The organism is Dyadobacter sp. 676 (genome assembly GCF_040448675.1).
In the GTDB taxonomy this organism is placed as follows: domain Bacteria; phylum Bacteroidota; class Bacteroidia; order Cytophagales; family Spirosomataceae; genus Dyadobacter.
Genome location: NZ_CP159289.1, coordinates 4,836,829 through 4,855,736 on the forward strand (window position 1 = coordinate 4,836,829; position 18,908 = coordinate 4,855,736).

The 18,908-nt window shown below is 50.7% G+C and carries 15 protein-coding genes and 1 pseudogene; 5 read left to right on the forward strand and 11 right to left on the reverse strand.

Features of this window, described 5'->3' with window-relative positions; genetic code table 11:
• Nucleotide 1 precedes the first annotated feature (1 nt).
• The 4 genes from ABV298_RS21610 to ABV298_RS21625 form a co-directional block, all read right to left on the reverse strand.
• Nucleotides 2-2,203: a SusC/RagA family TonB-linked outer membrane protein gene (locus tag ABV298_RS21610; protein ID WP_353718238.1), complete on the reverse strand. Its 2,202-nt coding sequence runs from the start codon at nucleotides 2,201-2,203 to the stop codon at nucleotides 2-4.
• On the reverse strand, nucleotides 2,124-3,617 hold the full coding sequence (locus ABV298_RS21615) for a TonB-dependent receptor plug domain-containing protein (RefSeq protein ID WP_353718239.1): 1,494 nt from the start codon (nucleotides 3,615-3,617) through the stop codon (nucleotides 2,124-2,126). Before ABV298_RS21615 ends, ABV298_RS21610 begins: the two co-directional genes overlap by 80 nt.
• A 168-nt stretch (nucleotides 3,618-3,785) precedes the next feature.
• Nucleotides 3,786-4,811: a FecR domain-containing protein gene (locus tag ABV298_RS21620; RefSeq protein WP_353718240.1), complete on the reverse strand. Its 1,026-nt coding sequence runs from the start codon at nucleotides 4,809-4,811 to the stop codon at nucleotides 3,786-3,788.
• A gap of 72 nt (nucleotides 4,812-4,883) precedes the next feature.
• The gene (locus ABV298_RS21625; protein WP_353718241.1) at nucleotides 4,884-5,471 is read right to left on the reverse strand and encodes a sigma-70 family RNA polymerase sigma factor; all 588 of its coding nucleotides are present in this window, start codon (nucleotides 5,469-5,471) and stop codon (nucleotides 4,884-4,886) included.
• Between the two features lie 219 nt (nucleotides 5,472-5,690).
• Here ABV298_RS21625 and ABV298_RS21630 point away from each other — a divergent pair, with 219 nt between their 5' ends.
• The 4 genes and pseudogenes from ABV298_RS21630 to ABV298_RS21645 all read left to right on the forward strand — a co-directional run bounded on the left by ABV298_RS21630 (nucleotide 5,691) and on the right by ABV298_RS21645 (nucleotide 10,521).
• Nucleotides 5,691-6,392, forward strand: a complete 702-nt coding sequence (locus ABV298_RS21630; protein ID WP_353718242.1) for an NUDIX domain-containing protein — start codon at nucleotides 5,691-5,693, stop codon at nucleotides 6,390-6,392.
• A 262-nt stretch (nucleotides 6,393-6,654) separates the two neighbouring features.
• The gene (locus tag ABV298_RS21635) at nucleotides 6,655-8,319 is read left to right on the forward strand and encodes a ribulokinase (protein ID WP_353718243.1); all 1,665 of its coding nucleotides are present in this window, start codon (nucleotides 6,655-6,657) and stop codon (nucleotides 8,317-8,319) included.
• Entirely contained in the window at nucleotides 8,319-9,809 is a 1,491-nt protein-coding gene (gene araA / locus ABV298_RS21640; RefSeq protein WP_353718244.1) for an L-arabinose isomerase, read from the forward strand. Before ABV298_RS21635 ends, araA begins: the two co-directional genes overlap by 1 nt.
• A 6-nt stretch (nucleotides 9,810-9,815) precedes the next feature.
• Nucleotides 9,816-10,521 (forward strand): annotated as a pseudogene (locus ABV298_RS21645) (L-ribulose-5-phosphate 4-epimerase).
• 22 nt (nucleotides 10,522-10,543) lie between these two features.
• On the opposite strand, the gene ABV298_RS21650 reads toward ABV298_RS21645, so the two are convergent.
• The 7 genes from ABV298_RS21650 to ABV298_RS21680 all read right to left on the reverse strand — a co-directional run bounded on the left by ABV298_RS21650 (nucleotide 10,544) and on the right by ABV298_RS21680 (nucleotide 18,057).
• Complete coding sequence (locus tag ABV298_RS21650; protein WP_353718245.1) at nucleotides 10,544-10,693, reverse strand: hypothetical protein; 150 nt, start codon at nucleotides 10,691-10,693, stop codon at nucleotides 10,544-10,546.
• A gap of 143 nt (nucleotides 10,694-10,836) precedes the next feature.
• The gene (locus ABV298_RS21655; protein ID WP_353718246.1) at nucleotides 10,837-11,025 is read right to left on the reverse strand and encodes a hypothetical protein; all 189 of its coding nucleotides are present in this window, start codon (nucleotides 11,023-11,025) and stop codon (nucleotides 10,837-10,839) included.
• A gap of 389 nt (nucleotides 11,026-11,414) precedes the next feature.
• A complete protein-coding gene (locus ABV298_RS21660; RefSeq protein ID WP_353718247.1) occupies nucleotides 11,415-11,804 on the reverse strand; it encodes a response regulator in 390 nt (129 codons plus the stop codon).
• Between the two features lie 6 nt (nucleotides 11,805-11,810).
• Entirely contained in the window at nucleotides 11,811-12,902 is a 1,092-nt protein-coding gene (locus ABV298_RS21665) for a hybrid sensor histidine kinase/response regulator (protein WP_353718248.1), read from the reverse strand.
• Nucleotides 12,899-15,076: a 7TM diverse intracellular signaling domain-containing protein gene (locus tag ABV298_RS21670; RefSeq protein ID WP_353718249.1), complete on the reverse strand. Its 2,178-nt coding sequence runs from the start codon at nucleotides 15,074-15,076 to the stop codon at nucleotides 12,899-12,901. The genes ABV298_RS21665 and ABV298_RS21670 overlap by 4 nt, the downstream gene beginning before the upstream one ends.
• On the reverse strand, nucleotides 15,067-15,759 hold the full coding sequence (locus tag ABV298_RS21675) for a hypothetical protein (protein WP_353718250.1): 693 nt from the start codon (nucleotides 15,757-15,759) through the stop codon (nucleotides 15,067-15,069). The genes ABV298_RS21670 and ABV298_RS21675 overlap by 10 nt, the downstream gene beginning before the upstream one ends.
• Nucleotides 15,760-15,765: 6 nt before the next feature.
• A complete protein-coding gene (locus ABV298_RS21680; protein WP_353718251.1) occupies nucleotides 15,766-18,057 on the reverse strand; it encodes an Rv1355c family protein in 2,292 nt (763 codons plus the stop codon).
• A gap of 385 nt (nucleotides 18,058-18,442) precedes the next feature.
• Here ABV298_RS21680 and ABV298_RS21685 point away from each other — a divergent pair, with 385 nt between their 5' ends.
• Nucleotides 18,443-18,907 (forward strand): response regulator, encoded by a 465-nt coding sequence (locus ABV298_RS21685; protein WP_353718252.1) that lies wholly within the window; start codon nucleotides 18,443-18,445, stop codon nucleotides 18,905-18,907.
• Nucleotide 18,908 lies beyond the last annotated feature (1 nt).

The window sequence follows — 18,908 nt, forward strand, 5'->3', positions numbered from 1 at the left end:
TTTAGAATGTGATGTTTAAACCGGCTGAAATGGTTTTCGACATAGGGTATGTACGCCCGTTGGTTGCGTCGCCGTCGAATGCTTCGGGATCGATATATTTCGAGCGGAGCGGTGTGTAAGTCAGCAGGTTTTCACCGCTGATGTAAATACGGGCTCTGGGAATGCGGACCATTTTGCTGATTTTCTCGGGAACGGTGTAGCCGATCACGACATTTTTCAGGCGCAGGTAACCCACATTCTGAATGTAGCGGTCGTTGGCCGCGTTCAGGTCGCCGCCCGCGTTGAGGGCCGTGTAACCCCGCAATACAGGGAAGTACGCATTCGGGTTTTCAGGCGTCCAGATATCCTTGCCGAAATCTTCGGGAATAAACGAGTAATAAGGACGTGAATAGGGGCCCCAGAATTTGTCGGCATTGTTGCCCGGATACCAGTTTTTCCGGAGAATACCCTGCGCCAGCGCCGAAAAGTCGAAGCCGTTCCAGGATGCGCCGATATTGATCCCGTACCGGTAGCGTGCGCGGTTATTCCCGATCTTTTTCAGGTCGCCGTGGTCGCCCAATGTGTTCGCCCCCTGGTCGATCTTGCCGTCGCCGTTAAGGTCGGCGAATTTCAGGTCTCCGGCCTGCAATTTGCTCCAGTCGCCCGGCGCGCTCAGTCGTTGTTTGTTCACGATGGTCTGATCCACCTTGTATGCCTGGGCTTCCTCGTTGCTCTGGAACATGCCGTCGATCTGGTAACCCCACATTTCACCGATTACCTGGCCAATGTACGGGTTCGACAGCGTCTTGTTAGGGTTGTCGTATTTGGTAACCTTCGATTTCGAATCCGACACGACAAAGGACACATTGTAGGAGAATGGCCTGCCGCCTATGTTGAAGCGATCGGCCCAGCCGAGGGTTAGCTCGAAACCTTTGGTCCGGATGTTACCCGCATTCTGGGTAGGCACCGTAGCTCCGTAAACCGACGGCAGCACCTGCCCCGGTACCAGGATGCCCGTGGTATTGCGGATGTAGCCGTCGAAGGAGATATTCAGACGGTTTTTCAGCAACGTCGCGTCCAGACCGATGTTCGAGGTCGTCGCGGATTCCCAGGTGAGTCCTGCCGAAATAGGCGCCGGGCTGCTCACATATTGCAATTTCTGGCCGTTGGTGATCCAGCTTGACTGCGCGGTGGGCATCATCGGGATGTAAGGGTAGAAGCTCGACGATGCGGGGTTGTCGTTGAATTTCGGAGGCAGCTGGTTGCCCAACGTTCCGTATGAAGCACGGATTTTCAGGTTGTTGACCGCATTGCGTGCCGATTCGAAAAAGTTTTCTTCGCTGATGCGCCATCCGGCCGACACCGAGGGGAAGAAGCCATTGCGGCGGCCGCTGCCAAAGCGCGAAGTTCCGTCCAGGCGGCCATTCACTTCCAGCAGGTATTTACCCAGGTAATCGTAGTTCGCGCGGAAAAACGCTCCGAAGAGCTCATACTCATAGGCGCCGCCATTCACGAGCTGTTCGCCGGTACCGAGGTTCAGGTCGTTGAGACTTTCGGAAAGCAGGTTTTTCCTGGAACCCGCCAGTACCTGATGTTTGCGCGTTTCGTAGTTGATACCCGCCATTGCGCTCACGTAATGCTTGCCGAAAGTATGGTTGTAAGATGAAAACACGTTCACTACGTTCTGAGGGTCGAACCAGAATGTTTTTTTCAACTGATCGGTATTGTAGTTCGGAACGGTGGTCATGATGCCCGGCTGAATGGAATAGGTGGCAACAGCGGAACGGTACCAGTCGTCGGTAATATAGAATGAATACGAATGGTTCGCGGTCAGGTTCCAGTTTTTGGCCAGGCTCAGTTCCACCGTGTTAATTGTCGTAAGTTCGTGCACTCTCTGTTCGCCACCCGCAACGCCTTTAAGGAGATTGGCAAACAAGCCGTCGCCGATCGAGTAATTGTTTTTCAGCGTATTGTAAGTAGGCGTGCCGTCGGGGTTACGCGGCGCGTAAATGGGCAATGCATGCACGGTAATGGCTACGAAGTTGGAGTTGGCGCCGCCTTCCAGGCCCGGATATTTGTATCTCGAATCGAAGTACTGGGTATTGTTGCTTACTTTCAGCCAGGGCGTGAGCTGCGCATTGATTTTACTGCGCAGGGTGTACGACTTGAAATTGTCGGTATTGATGCGCATGATGCCATCTTTCGAAAACAGCGAACCCGACAAAAAGTAATTTACCTTGTCGGTACCCCCCCGAGAGGTTCAGGTTGTGCTGTTGCGAAGGCTGCTTCATGTCGAAGATCGTGTTCCACCAGTCGTAGTTACCGTAGTAGTTGTAAATGTCCTTTCCATTCACATTTTTTACCACTACCCACGGACGGGCCGGATTTTCGGTTTTATCGAAACGACGCGCCTCGATTTCCTTGTAATCTTCCTCGGAATAGCGGGTGTAGCTGTTACCCGTTGCGCGGGTGAATGCTTCGTCATTGATCCTGACATATTCATAACCGTTGGTCATGAAGTTGGTGTGGATGGTAGGTTTCGACCAGCCGAAGTTATTGCTGTAGGAAACGGAGGTCTTACCGTTCTTCGCTGATTTGGTAGTTACGAGAATTACCCCGAACGCGCCGCGGGCACCATAAATCGCCGAAGCGGCGGCGTCTTTCAAAACGGAAACCGACTCCACATCGCCCGGGTTGATGCGGTTGAGGTCGCCCGGGATACCGTCGATAAGGACCAGCGGAGGTGCGCTGCCGCTGATGGACGTTTCGCCGCGCACATTCAGTGCGCCGCCTTTACCCGGCTGGCCGGTGCTGAATGTGATGTTCAGGTTGGGCACCATCCCTTGCAGGATCTGAGACATATTGTTCAAAGGCCGGTTTTCCAGGTCTTTTGCCTGTACCTGTGAAACCGCTCCCGTGAGGTTCACGCGTTTCTGCGTTCCGTAACCCACCACCACGAGTTCGGACAATGCCTTGTTGTCGGCCTGCAAGGTCACATTGATTGCGGTGTGGGTCCCCACCACGATTTCCTGTGAAATATAACCTACATAGCTGAAAACCAATGCCGATTCCACATTAGGAACCGTGATTTCGTACTTTCCCTCGCTGTCCGTAGTGGTACCCTGCGAGGTTCCCTTCACGACAATGCTGACACCCGGTAGGGTACCCTGCCCGTCGGACGAAGACACCGTTCCGCGCACCCGGATTTCGGTAGGCAGCACATATTGCTGTAACTTTTCTTCCAGCTCGGGGATCACCGACTCTTCGCGGCTGACGCGCGTCTTGGCGAGCACGATCTGGTTGTCGATCAGTTTGTAATTGATACCGCGAGGAGCCAGCAGCTGGTCCAGCACTTTGGAAAGTTTCTGGTTTTTTACCTCGATCGTGACGTTTTCCTTGACGGAGACCCGGCTGCTGTAAACAAAGCGGGTGTTGGCACGGGCCTGGATCTCGTTCAGGGCCTGTTTGAGCGAAACATTGCGGAGCGTGAGCGTAAGGTCCTTGCTCAGCACAGACTGGGCCGCAGTTTCCTTCGCATAACTGCCGGCTGCAAGCGAGACGGCAAGAATCCATTGAAGCAGTCCAATGCGCATAATTTTTCGCCAGTCGACCGGCTTGTTACGTACTGTTTTTTGCATAATTTTGATTGTCTGATGGTTAGGCACTATTGGATAAAAACATCCTTTTGAAACGGTGGTACGAAGAAAAAGGATGGCATTTCGGGGCCGGGTAGTGGTGGTACACTTCCGGCCTTTTTCACGGCGGTACGGACGGGTTTTTCATAAGTTCATGGGTGGGTATGTTCGTTATTCACAGGGTTCTCCGTTGATGGTGATGTTATTGTCTGAAATAGTGTAGGTTACTTCGAGCGAGGTACAGAGAATTTCCAGAATAGCGGGGAAAGCCTGCGACTCGAAGTTGGCGGTAAGGCCGCATCTGGCCAGGCCGGGATTTGTAAGCGCGATCGACACGTTGAAGCGTTTTTCGAGCTGTTCGATCACCTTGCTCAGCGGCGTTTCCTCAAATACGATGGTTACGGGCTCGTAAAGCTCTTTTCTCGTTTGCGGAGGTAATGTTTTATAGGTCAGTTTTTTGGAATCGAGTTCGAATAAAGCCTGCTGCTGCGGTTTCAGAACCACTTCCTGCCTGTCGAACGCCTTGCCCGCCGCGGTCACCTGAACACTGCCTGTCACGACATCCACCTGGAATTTTTTCTGGCTTTCTATCGCTTTTACATTGAAGCTCGTACCCAGCACTCGGATGACCATGTCGCCGCTGGCGATGTTGAACGGACGTGTTTTGTCTTTTTTTACATCAAAAAAACCTTCTCCCGAAAACATCACAAACCGTTTGTTGTCGGCAAATGCGGTACGATACTTGATGGTGGATTTCGGATGCATGCTCACGACGCTGCCATCGGGAAGCCGGTGCCGGACAATCTGTTTGCCGGTATTTTCAAAAGTGGTTACCGGCAACGCTTTCGGCGGATCGGATTTCTGACCCTTGACGGTAACCTCGGGCAATCGCATTGTTTTCAGGTTTCCCGCGAGGAAAATACCCAGCGTAACGAGTATAGAGGCCGCTATTCCCGCCAGCCAGTGCCACGGTAACCGGCGCACCGGCCGCTCTTCCGTCAAATTCAGCTCCCGCCGGATATTCCCGAATGTTTCATGCCGTAATTCGTCCTGTTCCGCATCCGGCAAATGATCCAGATAACGCGGCTCGCCCTGGAGCGACGCATACCAGGCTTCGACGAGTTCTTTTTCCGCGTCGGTGCATTCACCGGACAGGTATTTTTCGAGTAATTCGGGCGGTATGCCGTTCGGCTTCATGGGATCTGGGATGTTGTCATCCCGGAAGTCGCGCGCCGGAGAGGAGACCCTTAGTCGTTTTTGAATTTTTTTTTAAAAAGAAGAAAAAAGGATCAGAGCGCAGGTCATATGCTCCTTTAAATGCGCTTTGAGAATACGCAGGGCCTTGGTGATGTGCTGTTCGACAGTCTTTTCGGAAATGCCCAGCTGCTCGCCGATTTGCCGGTTCGAAAATCCCTGGCGGCTCATGACGAAAACTTCGTGGCACTTGGGCGACAGTAAATGGAGCCCTTTTTCGTACCGGTTTTGCAGGTCGGAGGCGAGGGTAGGCTGGTCGGCGAACTCGGAAACTTCGCTGCGCTGGATCTTCCATTGTCCGTAGTGGTGCTGGCGGGTGTATTCCTTCCGGTAGAAAGATATTATCAGCCGTTTAGCAATTGTAAACAGAAACGACCGCCCGCATTCCACCCGGTTTTGCCGACGATGCTGCCAGATATTCACAAAAAGCTCCTGCACGATTTCCTGCGCGGTGAACCGGTCGTTGACTTTGGAGTAAGCGTAGTTGAAGAGGGTTTTGAAGTAACGGTCGTACAGTTCCGCGAAGGCCAGCTCATCGTCCTGTTCACTGATCAGCGCAAGGATATTTTCATCGGAACAGGTGGCGTAAAAGTTGTTCATCATGAAGATAGCCTTTTAATAATCTGATTATTTCGCTGCGAAGCGGTACAAAATTCGTACTTAAATTTGTGACTTAACTCTTTAGACAGATTAAGTAATCTCGTTCTTTTTTTTACTTTCTTAATATAAACTTAACATTTTCCCGGATTGTCCGCGAAAATATTTTGTAACTAGTAGTTGAATTATTGCATTGAAAGACAATGCCTCTACGAGACCACATTAATGAATAACTATCCCCAGGCCACCCGGATCCTCGTGGCTATCGACTGTATTATTTTCGGTTTTGACGGCAAGGACATCAAACTGTTGCTGATTAAGAGGAACTTCGAGCCGGAAAAGGGCAAATGGTCGCTGATGGGCGGCTTTCTGAATGCTGACGAGGACCTTGACAATGGCGCGGCGCGTATCCTGTACAATCTCACGGGCCTGAAAGACATTTATGTGGAACAGCTCGAAACTTTTGGCAAGGCCGACCGTGACCCGGGGGAGCGCACCGTTTCGGTTGTTTTCTTTGCGTTGATCAAAATCGACGACCACGATTCGGAGGCCGTCAAGAGCCACAATGCGTCCTGGATCACCCTCGATGCACGCCCGAAACTCATCTTCGACCACGAACAAATGGTGCTCCGGGCCATCGAACACCTCAAATACAAGGCCGCGCTGCACCCGATCGGCTTCGAGCTCCTCCCCGAACGCTTCACCATCCCGCAACTCCAGAAACTTTACGAAGCCATTTACAATATTCCCATCGACAGACGGAATTTCAGCCGCAAACTGCTTTCGACGGGCCTGCTCATCGACACCGGCCAGAAAAACAACAATAGCGCCACGAAGAAAGCGACGCTCTACAAACTCGATGCCGAGCGGTACAAGACAAAATTCCATTCGTTCTGGAATTTCATGCCGGATTCGATGAAGAGCTAATGAGCCAATGATTGATTGAATGAGTGAATGAGTGAATAGTCAAGCTTTGTCAGGAATTGTTTTGGGCGGTGATGATTATTTCCATGCCACACAACTCATGGCTATACTTGACCATAACTGAATATTCACTCATTCGGTCATTCACTCATTCAAAATTTAAATTGTGTCAATATTACACCAAAAGCAATTTTATTTATATTTGTTAGGTGATAAGTTAAATAAATGCGTCAAATTGGTTTGATAACATCCTAAACCGACATTTATGAAAGAGAACTACGTCATTGGTATCGACTTCGGTACCGATTCTGTGAGGGCATTGGTGGTCAATGCGGATACCGGGGCACAGGTAGGGACGGCCGTGGAGGAATATCCGCGCTGGAAACAGGGCAAGTATTGCGATGCGGGCATCTCGCAATTCCGGCAGCATCCGCTTGATTACCTCGAAAGCCTGGAAAGCGCCGTGCGTGGCGCATTGGACCAGGCTCCGGAGGGCGTTAGGCAAAATGTACGGGGTATTTCGGTGGACACGACGGGTTCCACACCGGTAGCCGTGGACCGCGCCGGAACGCCGCTGGCACTGCTGCCCGAATTCGCCGATAATCCGAACGGGATGTTTGTCCTCTGGAAAGATCACACGGCCAATGAGGAGGCCGGGGAGATCAACAGGCTGGCGCATCGATATGATATCGATTTTACCAAATACGTGGGTGGCATTTATTCGTCGGAATGGTTTTGGGCCAAAATCCTGCACACGCTGCGCGCGGACGAAGCCGTACGCCGACAAGCATTCTCGTGGGTGGAGCATTGCGACTGGATTTCCGCCGAACTGACCGGCATTACCGACCCGCTCACATTAAAACGCTCCCGCTGCGCCGCGGGCCACAAGGCGCTCTGGCATCAGGAATTCGAAGGCCTGCCGCCCAATGCGTTCTTCAAAGAGCTCGATCCGCTGCTCGACGGCCTTCGCGAGCGTCTTTTCACTACAACCGAAACCTCCGACCAGCCAATGGGTACCATTTCAAAAGAATGGGCCGCTAAGCTGCGCATTCCGGAAGAGGTGGTTATCGGCGTAGGCGCATTCGATGCGCATATGGGCGCGGTAGGCGCGCTGATCGAGCCGTATTCACTCTGCAAGGTGATCGGTACTTCCACCTGCGATATGCTCGTGGCCCCCAATGAGGAGGTTGGGCACTTGCTGATTAAAGGCATTTGCGGGCAGGTTGACGGTTCCATCGTGCCGGGCATGCTGGGTATGGAAGCAGGGCAATCGGCTTTCGGCGATATTTACGCCTGGTTTTCCAGGATCGTTATCGAACCGGTGCGTGCACTGCTGGGCGACGCAGAAGCCGCTGAACTATCGCGGAAATTGATTCCGTACCTTGCGGAACAAGCCTCGGGGCTTCCGGTTACGCCCAATGATATTATTGCTGTCGACTGGCTGAACGGTCGCCGCACACCGGACGCAAAACACACGTTGAAAGGCGGACTGCTGGGGTTGAACCTCGCCAGCGACAGCGCGCGCATATTCAAGGCATTGGTGGAAGCAACTGCCTACGGCTCCAAGGCTATTGTAGAGCGTTTCAGGAACGAAGGCGTGCCCATTCACCAGGTTATCGCGATTGGAGGGGTAGCTAAAAAATCGGCATTTGTAATGCAAACGCTGGCCGATGTGCTCGATATGCCCATTAAGGTAGCTGCATCAGAGCAGGCTTGTGCCTTGGGCGCCGCGATGTTCGCGGCGGTAGCGGCTGGCGTACACGATACGTTGCAGGAAGCTCAGGAAGCGATGAGTTCCGGTTTCGATGCGGTGTATCAGCCAAGGGAAGCGCAATCTGCGGTGTATCGGCAGCTTTATCAGAAATACCTCGAAGCAGGTAACTATATCGAAAACGAATTTTTACAAAAAGCACATTTACAATTCACCTGATGCTTGATTTAAAACAGTTTGAAGTCTGGTTTGTTACCGGAAGCCAGCACTTGTACGGCGACGAAACACTACGCCAGGTCGATGAGCATTCGGAGATCATCGCCCGTTACCTCGATCAAGCCCCGCAAGTTCCCGTGCGGGTGGTTTTCAAACCGGTTGTAAAAACGCCGGACGAAATTTATAACATCATTCAGGAGGCCAACAGCGCGGCCCGTTGCATTGGGATAGTGGCATGGATGCATACTTTCTCACCGGCTAAGATGTGGATCCGTGGCTTGCAGATATTGCAGAAGCCTTTGCTTCATCTGCATACCCAGTACAACCGCGATATTCCCTGGGCGGAAATCGATATGGATTTCATGAACCTGAACCAGTCGGCGCATGGCGACCGGGAGTTTGGTTTCATGATGACGCGCATGCGCCTGAGCCGTAAAGTGCTCGTAGGGCATTGGCAGCAGCCGGAGGTAGCAGAAGGTTTGGGCCAATGGGCCAGGGTAGCGGCAGGGCATCATGACCTGAAAGGGGCGAAATTCGTTCGTTTCGGGGATAATATGCGCGAAGTGGCGGTTACGGACGGCGATAAGGTGGCTGCGGAAATGACCTTTGGCTTCTCGGTCAATACCTATGCCGTAGGCGATCTGGTGGCCGTTATCGACCAGGTTTCGGATGCGGAAGTTTCGGATTTGGTCCATGAATACCAGGACGTTTACCAGCTGGCTTCCGGCCTGGAAGCGGGCGGTTCGCGGCACCAGGCTCTGCGGGATGCCGCGAAAATCGAGCTGGGCCTGAAGTACTTTCTCAGGGACGGAAATTTTAAAGGTTATACCAACACATTCGAGGATCTCCACGGCATGAAACAACTGCCGGGAATAGGCTCGCAGCGCATGATGGCCGCAGGATACGGGTATGCGGGCGAGGGCGACTGGAAGACCTCGGCGATGGTTCGCGCATTGAAAGTGATGGCCAGCGGCCTGCCGGGCGGCAATTCGTTTATGGAGGACTATACTTATCATTTCAACCCTTCCAACAACCTTGTGCTCGGCTCGCATATGCTTGAAATCTGTCCGAGCATCGCGAAAGGCAAACCGTCGGTTGAAATCCACGCGCTCGGCATAGGAGGGAAGGAGGACCCCGTCCGCCTTGTTTTCGATGCCCCTGCCGGCCCTGCTTTAAACGTGTCGCTGGTGGATATGGGCAACCGCTTCCGTTTGCTCGTGAACGAAGTGGAAGCGACCGAGGCAACAGAGCCGTTACCTAAACTGCCCGTCGCGAGGGTACTCTGGAAACCGCTGCCGGATATGCAAACCGGCTGTGCGGCCTGGATTTATGCCGGCGGCGCGCACCATACCGCTTTCAGCCAGAACCTCACCACAGGGCACATCGAGACATTCGCCGAAATGGCAGGCGTAGAACTCGTGGTAATCGACAAAAACACGACGCTGCGGCAGCTGAAAAACGAACTGCGGTGGAGCGAAGCTTATTACAGATAATCCGGAATGTCAAAATATAAATACCTCAAAGAACAGGTTTACGAAGCCAATATGGAAATTCCGGGGGGAAGACCTGGCGATCGTAACCTTTGGAAATGTAAGCGGTATCGACCGGGCGGAAGGCGTAGTAGCCATCAAGCCGAGCGGCGTACCCTACCACCGACTGAAAGCCGACGACATCGTGGTTGTGGACCTCGACAATAGGATTGTGGAGGGGAATATGCGGCCGTCATCGGATACGAAAACGCATACGCTGCTTTACAAACACTTCCCGGCGATCGGGGGCGTGTGCCATACGCATTCCACCTATGCCGTAGCGTGGGCACAGGCGATCCGGCCTATCCCGAACCTCGGGACCACGCATGCCGACCATCTTACGGCGTCCATCCCGATAACGGAAGTGATGTCCGATGAAATGATCCTGCGCGACTACGAACTGGAAACCGGAAACCAGATCCTGAACCTGTTTGCAAAGGAAAATCTGAGTTATGAAGAAGTGGAAATGGTGCTTGTAGCCTGTCATGGCCCGTTTACCTGGGGAAAAGACCCGGGCAAAGCCATTTATAATTCAATCGTGCTGGAAGAGATCGCGAAAATGGCCTATCTCACATTGCAGATTAATCCGGCCGCGACGACGATCAAGCAAAGTCTGATCGACAAGCATTATTTCAGGAAGCATGGTAAAGACGCCTACTATGGGCAAGGCTGCTAGGCAGCCCGGGACGAGCGCGAGGTCAGTCTTTTTTGGACGAGCGACGGCTGGCGATATTGCGCATTTGCTGCAATGCCTCCTGGCGGGTGATCGCTTTTTCGTTGGACTTGGCTTCCCGGAAGGCTTCTTTGGAAAAACGGCCTTTAAGCAGATTGAAAATCGTGAAAATCATGTTATTGTTTGTGCTACGCGGGGCAAACGGCCCGTTATCTACCCAAATTTAGCAAACAACCCTTTATAAAAAAAGCTGCCGGTGTTCCCATTCACCGGCAGCCATCGTTAAGAACGTTGAGTATAATGAGTGCTTTTTGCTGATCAGGAAAGTGCCTCTTTACGCAACTTCTTTCCGGGGTGAAATTCGTCCTGGATCCAACGTACAAAATTATGGGAGTTTGTTTTGTAAATCTCCATTGACAAGGGCTTGATACCACTGTATTCAACCTCTTTAACGTACTGTGCGTGCAATTTCAAAATCTCGGCCAGGGTTTTGCTATCAGTTTTCATTAAACATTGTGTTAAGGTTTACACTGGTTGTCGATGGGTACCCAATAAAGATGTACCTGCCTCTTTCTGAACCCTTTCAATATTTAAAAAATTATATTATTGATTCGAAACCTTATAGTAAGGTTCGGAAAATGAGGACCCTTCGACGCATTACTCGACGCGACAGTCGTCAGGATTGTTACATAATAGGACAATTTGTGGAGGTCCGGTTCTGCCCGGCTGCCGGTTTATTTGCTTGACAGTCAGTTTGTAGAAGCCTGTTTATTGCCCTGATACGCCAAAAACTTGTCTTTAAGGCGATTCCAGGCTGGTGTAGCCGGAAGCGTACCCGATATTGTTACAGTTTTATCCAGCTACTTTAAACTTATAGCAAAAATTATACTACAAAGTCAAAGAGCCAGTTTCTTTTTGAGAAACGGGATTTCGAGCGGTTTGGGTAGCAGGTCGATGATGTGCCGGCTCGCCCGGGCTTTCTCGATGTCGCGGGTGTCGATGGTCGATGAAAGCATGAATATCCTGATTTTCTGCCGGATACTTTCAGGAAGCTTGTCGAACTCGTCGATGAATTCGAAGCCGTTCATGTCGGGCATTTGGAGATCGAGCAGGATAACGGTATCGGGCAGGCTGCCGGCCTGGCCGATGAGGTGTTTGAGGGCGTCGCGCGCCGAATTGAAAGTTTTGACCGAATTTGTAATGCCGCTTTTGATCAATAGCTTTTCGTAGATGAACAGGTCGAATGCGCTGTCATCTATCAAAAAGAAGTTAAGCAGTGGCTCCATGTCGGGTTATTTGTTAATAGAAGGAATGTTAATTTCAAAAATACTACCCTGGCCGATTTTTGAAGTTACGCTGATTTCTCCTCCTAATTTCGAGATCGCCTCGTGTACAATGTAAAGTCCTATCCCTGAGCCGCTGTTGGTCGCGCCTGCACGGTAAAACATTTTGAAAATTTTGTCCTGATCGGATTCCTTAATACCTGTTCCGTTGTCTTCTACTATGATTTTGGCCTCCGACGGCGTCGATTTCACGGTCAGGTGCACAAACGGGTCCGGCTTGGATTTATCCTGGAATTTGATCGCGTTGTTGATCAGGTTATTGAAAATGATCCGCAGCTTCATCACGTCCGAATGAAACACGCCGTCCTGCTGGATATCGGTGGTCATTTTCAGGTTGCCGTATTCGGGCAGGTATTGAATGGTCGCCTGCACCTCCGTTACCAGCTCCTCGAAGCTGATATCGGTGACGACGGGCACACCGCGGGCATTTTTGTAATAGTCGATGATGTTGATGATGAACGTATCCAGCTTTTTCACCGACTGCCGGATTAGTTCCAGATATTCATTCTGCGATTTGACGTCCTCTTCGAGCAATGCGAGGTTCACAATGCCGAGCACCGACATCAGCGGCGCGCGCAGGTCGTGCGAGGCGCTGTACACAAATTTATCCAGCTCTTCGTTCGCCTTTTGCAATTCGATGTTCCGCTGTTTCAGGTCTTCGCGGGTTTTGTAAATATCGTAAGCATTGGAAATGGCATTTTCGACATATTTATAATCCCAGGGTTTGTCGATGAACCTGAAAACTTCGCCTTTGTTGATCGCGTCGATGGCCGCGCCGATGTCCGTATGCCCTGTGATAAGGATACGGATCGGTTTCGGGAATTTGACCCTGATTTTCTCGAAAAACTGGACGCCCGTCATCACCGGCATCCGCTGGTCGGCCAGGATGATACAGAAATCCTTCTCTTCCAGCATTTGCTCTGCTTCCACTACCGAGGAGGTGATCGTGATATCGTATTGCTTGCGGAAGGAAGCCTTGAACGAATGCAGATTGTGCTCCTCGTCGTCAATGTACAGAATGGTTATCGCTTTTTCGCTCATTGAAAATCAGGGATTGGGCGGGCTTTTCTTTTAACCGGAAGCGTGATCAGGAATTCTGTTCCCTCACCTACCTCCGTGTTAACTTGAATATTACCGCTGTGAACTTCGATAATTTTAAAGACAATTGAAAGCCCGAGTCCGGTACCGTCGCCGACCTGCTTTGTGGTGAAGAAGGGTTCGAAAATCTTCGCGCGGACCTCCGGTGTCATGCCGGGACCGTTGTCGCGGATCGATATCGCCACGGTTTCGGGATCTTTCAACCAGGATTTCACCCAGATAGTCGGTGTTTTGCTCTGGTGTTTTTCCTTTTGCAAGGCATAGATGGAGTTGGTGAGAATATTCATAAAAACCTGGTTGAGCTTGCCTGCGTAGCATTCGATGCTCGGTATGTTGCCGAGTTCCTTTACGAGCGTAATTGAATTCCCCATCTGGTAGTTGAGGATAATGAGTGTGGATTCGATTCCCTCGTTGATATTGACCAGATTAAGGTCGGTTTCATCCACCCGCGAGAATATCTTCAGGCCCTTCACGATCTCGACAGTCCGGTGGGCGCCGTCTTCCATGCCTTTCAGCAACGTGCCGAGCTCCGTTTTGAGATAATCCAGATCGAGGTCTTCTTTAAGCCGTTCGATTTCCTTCACCTTGTCCTGAAGTTGTTCCAGCGAACCGACTTCCCGGATGCCGTCGTAGGAGTCCAGGATTTCCAACACATCGTCGATGTCTCTCCTTAGCGGCCGGATATTGGAACTGACGAAGTTAATCGGGTTATTGATCTCGTGCGCGATACCCGCCGTGAGCTGACCGAGCGACGCCATTTTTTCCGAGTCGATCAGTTGTGTCTGGGCGTCTTTTAGTTTGGTAAGTGTAAGGTTGAGCTCGTTGTTGGCAAATTGTAACTCCGCGGTTCTTTCATTCACGCTTTTTTCAAGGAAAGCGTTTTGTTCCAGAATGATTTTTTCGTTCTCCATGGAAATACGTAGCGCCTGGGCCTGCGAAGCTTCTTTCTCTTTTTTCAGAATGTTGATTTTATCTGCAAGTGCAAAAGATAGCAAAATAACTTCTATGGTTGCCCCTACCTGCTGTGTGTAATTTGTGAACATGTTGTAAGGCAGGATATTGAGATTACGGAGTGTGTACAACACGATACCGATCAGGAACATTATCCAGGCCACAAGATAGAATTTAGCCGGACGGTAACCTCTGAGTGAAAGCTGGATCGCAACCGCCAGAACAAGCAGGCAGGCGGCAACTCCGGTTACGTCGATAACCCGGTAGCTAAGCCTTTGCATTCCTAACAGGTTAAAAAGTATTGCAAATCCGTAGGAGACGAAAATGAGGGTCAGTACTTTGTGTATCACCGGCGAATTTTCCCTGCTATGCAGGAAATTCTGCATAAACAGCACAGCAAAACTTCCCGCCAGGGACGGGAAAATCCGTATTGCATAGACGTTGAACATCGGCAAATCGGGCCAGATGTATTTAAATGTGTAGCCCGTGATGGTCGTCTGCGTCAACCCGATGAAGAGAATATACAGCACATAATACAAATAGCTTTTTTCCCTGATCGAGAAGTACAGAAAGAAGTTGTACAGCATCATTACAGTGAGGATACCCATCTGTATCCCTGCGATGACCTCGTTCTTCAACGCAAATCGAAAAAAGCCCATCTCACTTCGCACAAACAGCGGAAGTACGATTTGCTCACTCCCCAGGACCTTGAGATAGTATGTTTTCGATTGCCCCGGCGGGATATTCAGTTTGAACACCGTATTCTGATGCTGTACTTCTCTGGCGGCGAAAGGTTCGTTCAGAGAGATCCTTTCCTGCCGGATCTGACCGTTTTCTTCGTTATAAATCGTGCAGAAATCAATACGCGCGTTGGCGAGCTCGAAAAAAATATTGGGGTCTTTCGTTTCATTTCTGAGTGTAAACCTGATCCAGAAGGCGGAATTGCTGAGGCCGAAATTGGGCGTCTGCTCCTGATTGGGGACGAAGCGGCCGGACGATCTTACCTGCTGGAAAGTCAGGGTTCCCAGTGAGTCTTCAAGGATATCAACGTATTGACCAATGGAGATATCGCTACCCGAAAAGACGATTTCACCGGCACGGGATGCTTTGCCGAAAACCAGAAAGGTAAATAGAAGAAATAATATCCTGTAAAATTTTATAACCATCTGGCGATATCATAAATGATTGTTAATTCCCCTCTGCGCCCGTTTTCAGTCACCGTTTGCTTTGGATTTTCTCTGAGGCTAAAAATTTTTTCCCTTTCCTCGTCCGTTGCGACAGGCAAGTTTACCAGGTCCCTGGCGATGAGTGAGGTCGCGATAAGTCCTTCTTTGGGATAGTAAAAAGTCCCATTGTTTCCCAGATCTTTTAGCACCTCAAAACCGATCCGCTCGCTCATCAGTAATGTAATCGGGGAGCATAATGCAAGGAGATGCTTAATCCCGACGAGGCCGGAAACGGCCATTGCGATTCTGCACAGGTATAAACTGCCTATTCCGTATCCGGCTACTTCCCTTGAATTAAAAAGGCCGCAAAATTCGGCTACGTTGTAATCGCCGATGGCGTCCACATAGCTGTAAATCCTTTTGTCGATTTTTGCGATGGCATCTTCCATCGGCATTTTAAGATTTGGCGAGCGTACCTGTACACGGGTACCTCCGTAAATCTTGCTGCCGTCTTCCGATTCAACGATCAGTACATACGTATTAGGATCTTCGAGCCAGTTATGTACGGCCGAAGTAACCTGTTTTATCCCGTAAGCCTCTAACACTTTTCGGTGACCTTCCGCGTATCTGAGACTGGTCTCGATGTCGTCTGATGCGCGGTATCCTTTAATGCGAGCTACCATTTATTATCAAAGGTTTACGATAAAAAGTGTCTCTTCAAGTGGTAATCTGTAACTTTTTATCTCTGGTTTTGGTGCACTGGCAATTTTGAACAGGAACACCTCTGCAAGATTATCTTCAAACGGAACGAGTTTCATAAATTTTTCCCGCAAATCCTGCAATTTTAAGCTTTCCGCTTCATCCAGGCCGGTCCCATTGCCCCTGGTCACCCTGGGGAATATATAAAACGGGGAAATTAACGGATGGATCGCAAATTGCAATTCTTCTGCTTTCAGCCAAAGCCGTTGCATGGATACTCCTCCCCAAAAGAAATCCGGATAGTCGTATCTCGGCATTGTGATCATACCCAGGGCCGATGCAGTCTTCACCGTGGTCCGGGCAACGTCGATCAGTGCCCCGCCTCCCTGAATGCTTTTTAAGCCTTTGGCAACTTCTTCGTCCCGGATGATCGAAAGTGCCGTCATTTGCCCTTTGGTCATGCCCAACGTCCGGATATCGATCCCGTCTCTGGATTTTTCAGCATCGGCCGGGGACCATTTCATTTCCCTTTCAACAAAATCCCGGTGGCCATTGGGGTTTAAAAGTCTTATCCGGTCACATTCTCCGATAATTTCTGCGAGTGCGAGCATTTGTTCCCTGTCGTCAAAATAGTGGAACCGGGCACCTTCCACGCTTTCGGCGGCCGTCCGTAACGCTTCAAATTCTTCGGCAGAAATTGGTACTGGGGTAGAAGGGTTCCTGTTGGTGCAACGCTCGAATATCACCGCGACCGATTGTGGCGAAAAAACCGGTGATGTATTTGCGGCCGCACCGTTATCTGCAAACGTAATGACCGCGATCAGCGTAGATTCCTGCCCCAGCGGGAACAATTCCGCCCGGATACGCAGCCCTGCTTCATTGCTTTTCAGGACCAGGTTCTCGTACGCAGCCCCAAACGAGATGTTCGATGCGATCTGGTCGAAATCACCGAAAGAGTAGGAGCGGTAGCGGTCATGGAACAAATGCAGCCTGCCGTTCCGGTAAAGCCATTTCCACGGCTGGTCGTTTCCGGTTGAAGGGGCATGGCATGCCGCGTTTACAATCTCTTTTAAAATAGCTTCGTCGATTACTCCGGAAGGTTGCCCGGCAGCCAACGAATCGGCCACGCGAATAGCATCGTTCAAATCGAACGGTTCGAAAGGATTGCCGGGATCCGACGTTTCCGGCTTTGGCGATTTGTTGCCCACAAGCTCTTCAAGATCGACATAATACCTGCCCGATTCGCTAAACTGATCGAGCAGGATGCGGCGGCACACGTCGCTGACGACACCTCCGCCCAAGGTCACCGCGCTGGCAAGTTGCGGCCATGTTCCAATGCTCTGTCCGATCTCCATCAGCGAAACCTTGCCTCTTTTCGATGCGTTGGCCGCATTCACGATCCGGAGCACGAGCGGAAGCCTGTCTTCTTCGGAGATATGTTCGAATTTTTCCAGCGGGAGGCCTTGCAGGAGCCCATGGAGAATGGGCCGGTTCGGTTCGTTGTCAAACCGTTCCACGTCGAGCATTCCCCGGTCGCTCGTTTCCATGACGACCGGTATGGCCAGCTGGGCGGCGCGGAGCCGGCAGTTGATTTTCAGTGCCATATCGTCGCATTCGTCGATGAGGATATCCAGTTTGCCGCCATCGAGCAGAAACCCGTCCAGGTTTGCTTTGTCAATGCCCTCCGGAAAGCATTCAACCGTCAGGAAAGGGTCGATCTCGGCAATTTCCCGGGCGGTAACAATGCATTTGTTAATGCCGATGTTGTGCAGCCCTGTGCGTATACGGTTAAGGTTACTTAGTTCAATGGTGTCAAAATCAGCCAGTTTCAGCCTGCCGCATATTCGCTCGGTGGCGATGCTCAAAGCGACCGAGTGCCCGACTGACAGGCCGATAATGCCAATGGAACGCCCCGAAAGTTCTTGCTGCTCGGCGGGCGTGATTTTAAACTGGTTCCGGCTGGTCCTGAGTTCAATGAATTCCGCTTCCGCTACGACATGCAAAAGGCGCCCGGACCAGGGATAGTAGATCCAGTGGCCTTCGGTGTCGGTATCCCTGCCAGCAGCCCATTCGCTGTAACGCTGTTCAACCTCAGCGGCGGTAAGCCGTTTTCTGGGGTTACGGATACGTATGAGTTCTTTTTTCTGGGAAGCAAATAAATCCAGGATGGTTTTGCCGCGATAGTCTTCGATGAACGAAAGAAACTTTTCTTTATCTGCGTAGCGCTCTTTGGAGATGAAAACCGGTTTGTAGATATGGTTATTCTCTGTGTCGTGGTACATTTTAGAATAATTGTGAAGGCTATCTTTCAACGGGGCTCGCCCTGATTAAACAAATCACAAAATTATTGTCGATCTTCGTATAAATTCAACGGACCCGCTACCGGGCCCCGTGAATCTCGTATATTCACGCTTTTACTCGCTTCAATAGTTACACAAATTGCTGAATTTATTTTTGTAAAACTAACCTCTGGTTCAATGGAGGGCAAAATATTTGGACGTTTGGGCCAAAAATTCCCTTATTAGCAGAAGCTTGCGCCTATGCATCGCTTAAAAAATTATCAAAAGTGCTGTGGCTGGTGATGCGAATATAGAATTAATATTATAATATTATCAATTAGTTCGGGGTCGACGACCGGCTGATCCCGCCAAGCACCAAGTATTCAGGATGGAAAAAGGAAAAATAAGCGTACTGTACGTGGATGATGAAATCAACAACCTTAACTCATTCAAGGCCGCTTTCAGGAGAGACTTTAATATTTTAATCGCTACCTCGGGGCGGGAAGGCCTGGAACTTCTGAAGCACAATGTGGTACATGTGATCATCACCGACCAACGGATGCCCGAAATGACCGGCGTCGATTTCCTGATCGAGGTCCTCAAAAATTACGCTGACCCCGTACGTATCCTGTTGACGGGCTATACGGACATTACAGCGGTGATCGACGCCGTGAACAAGGGGCATATTTATTACTATCTCAACAAGCCCTGGGACGAACAGCAATTACGGATCATCATTAAAAACGCCTACGAGATCTTCCATTTGCGGGAAGAAAACAAGGAACTGATCGAAAAGCTGATCGATGTGAACGGGCAGCTGGAATTTCTTCTCCGACAGAACCTGCTTTCCTAGA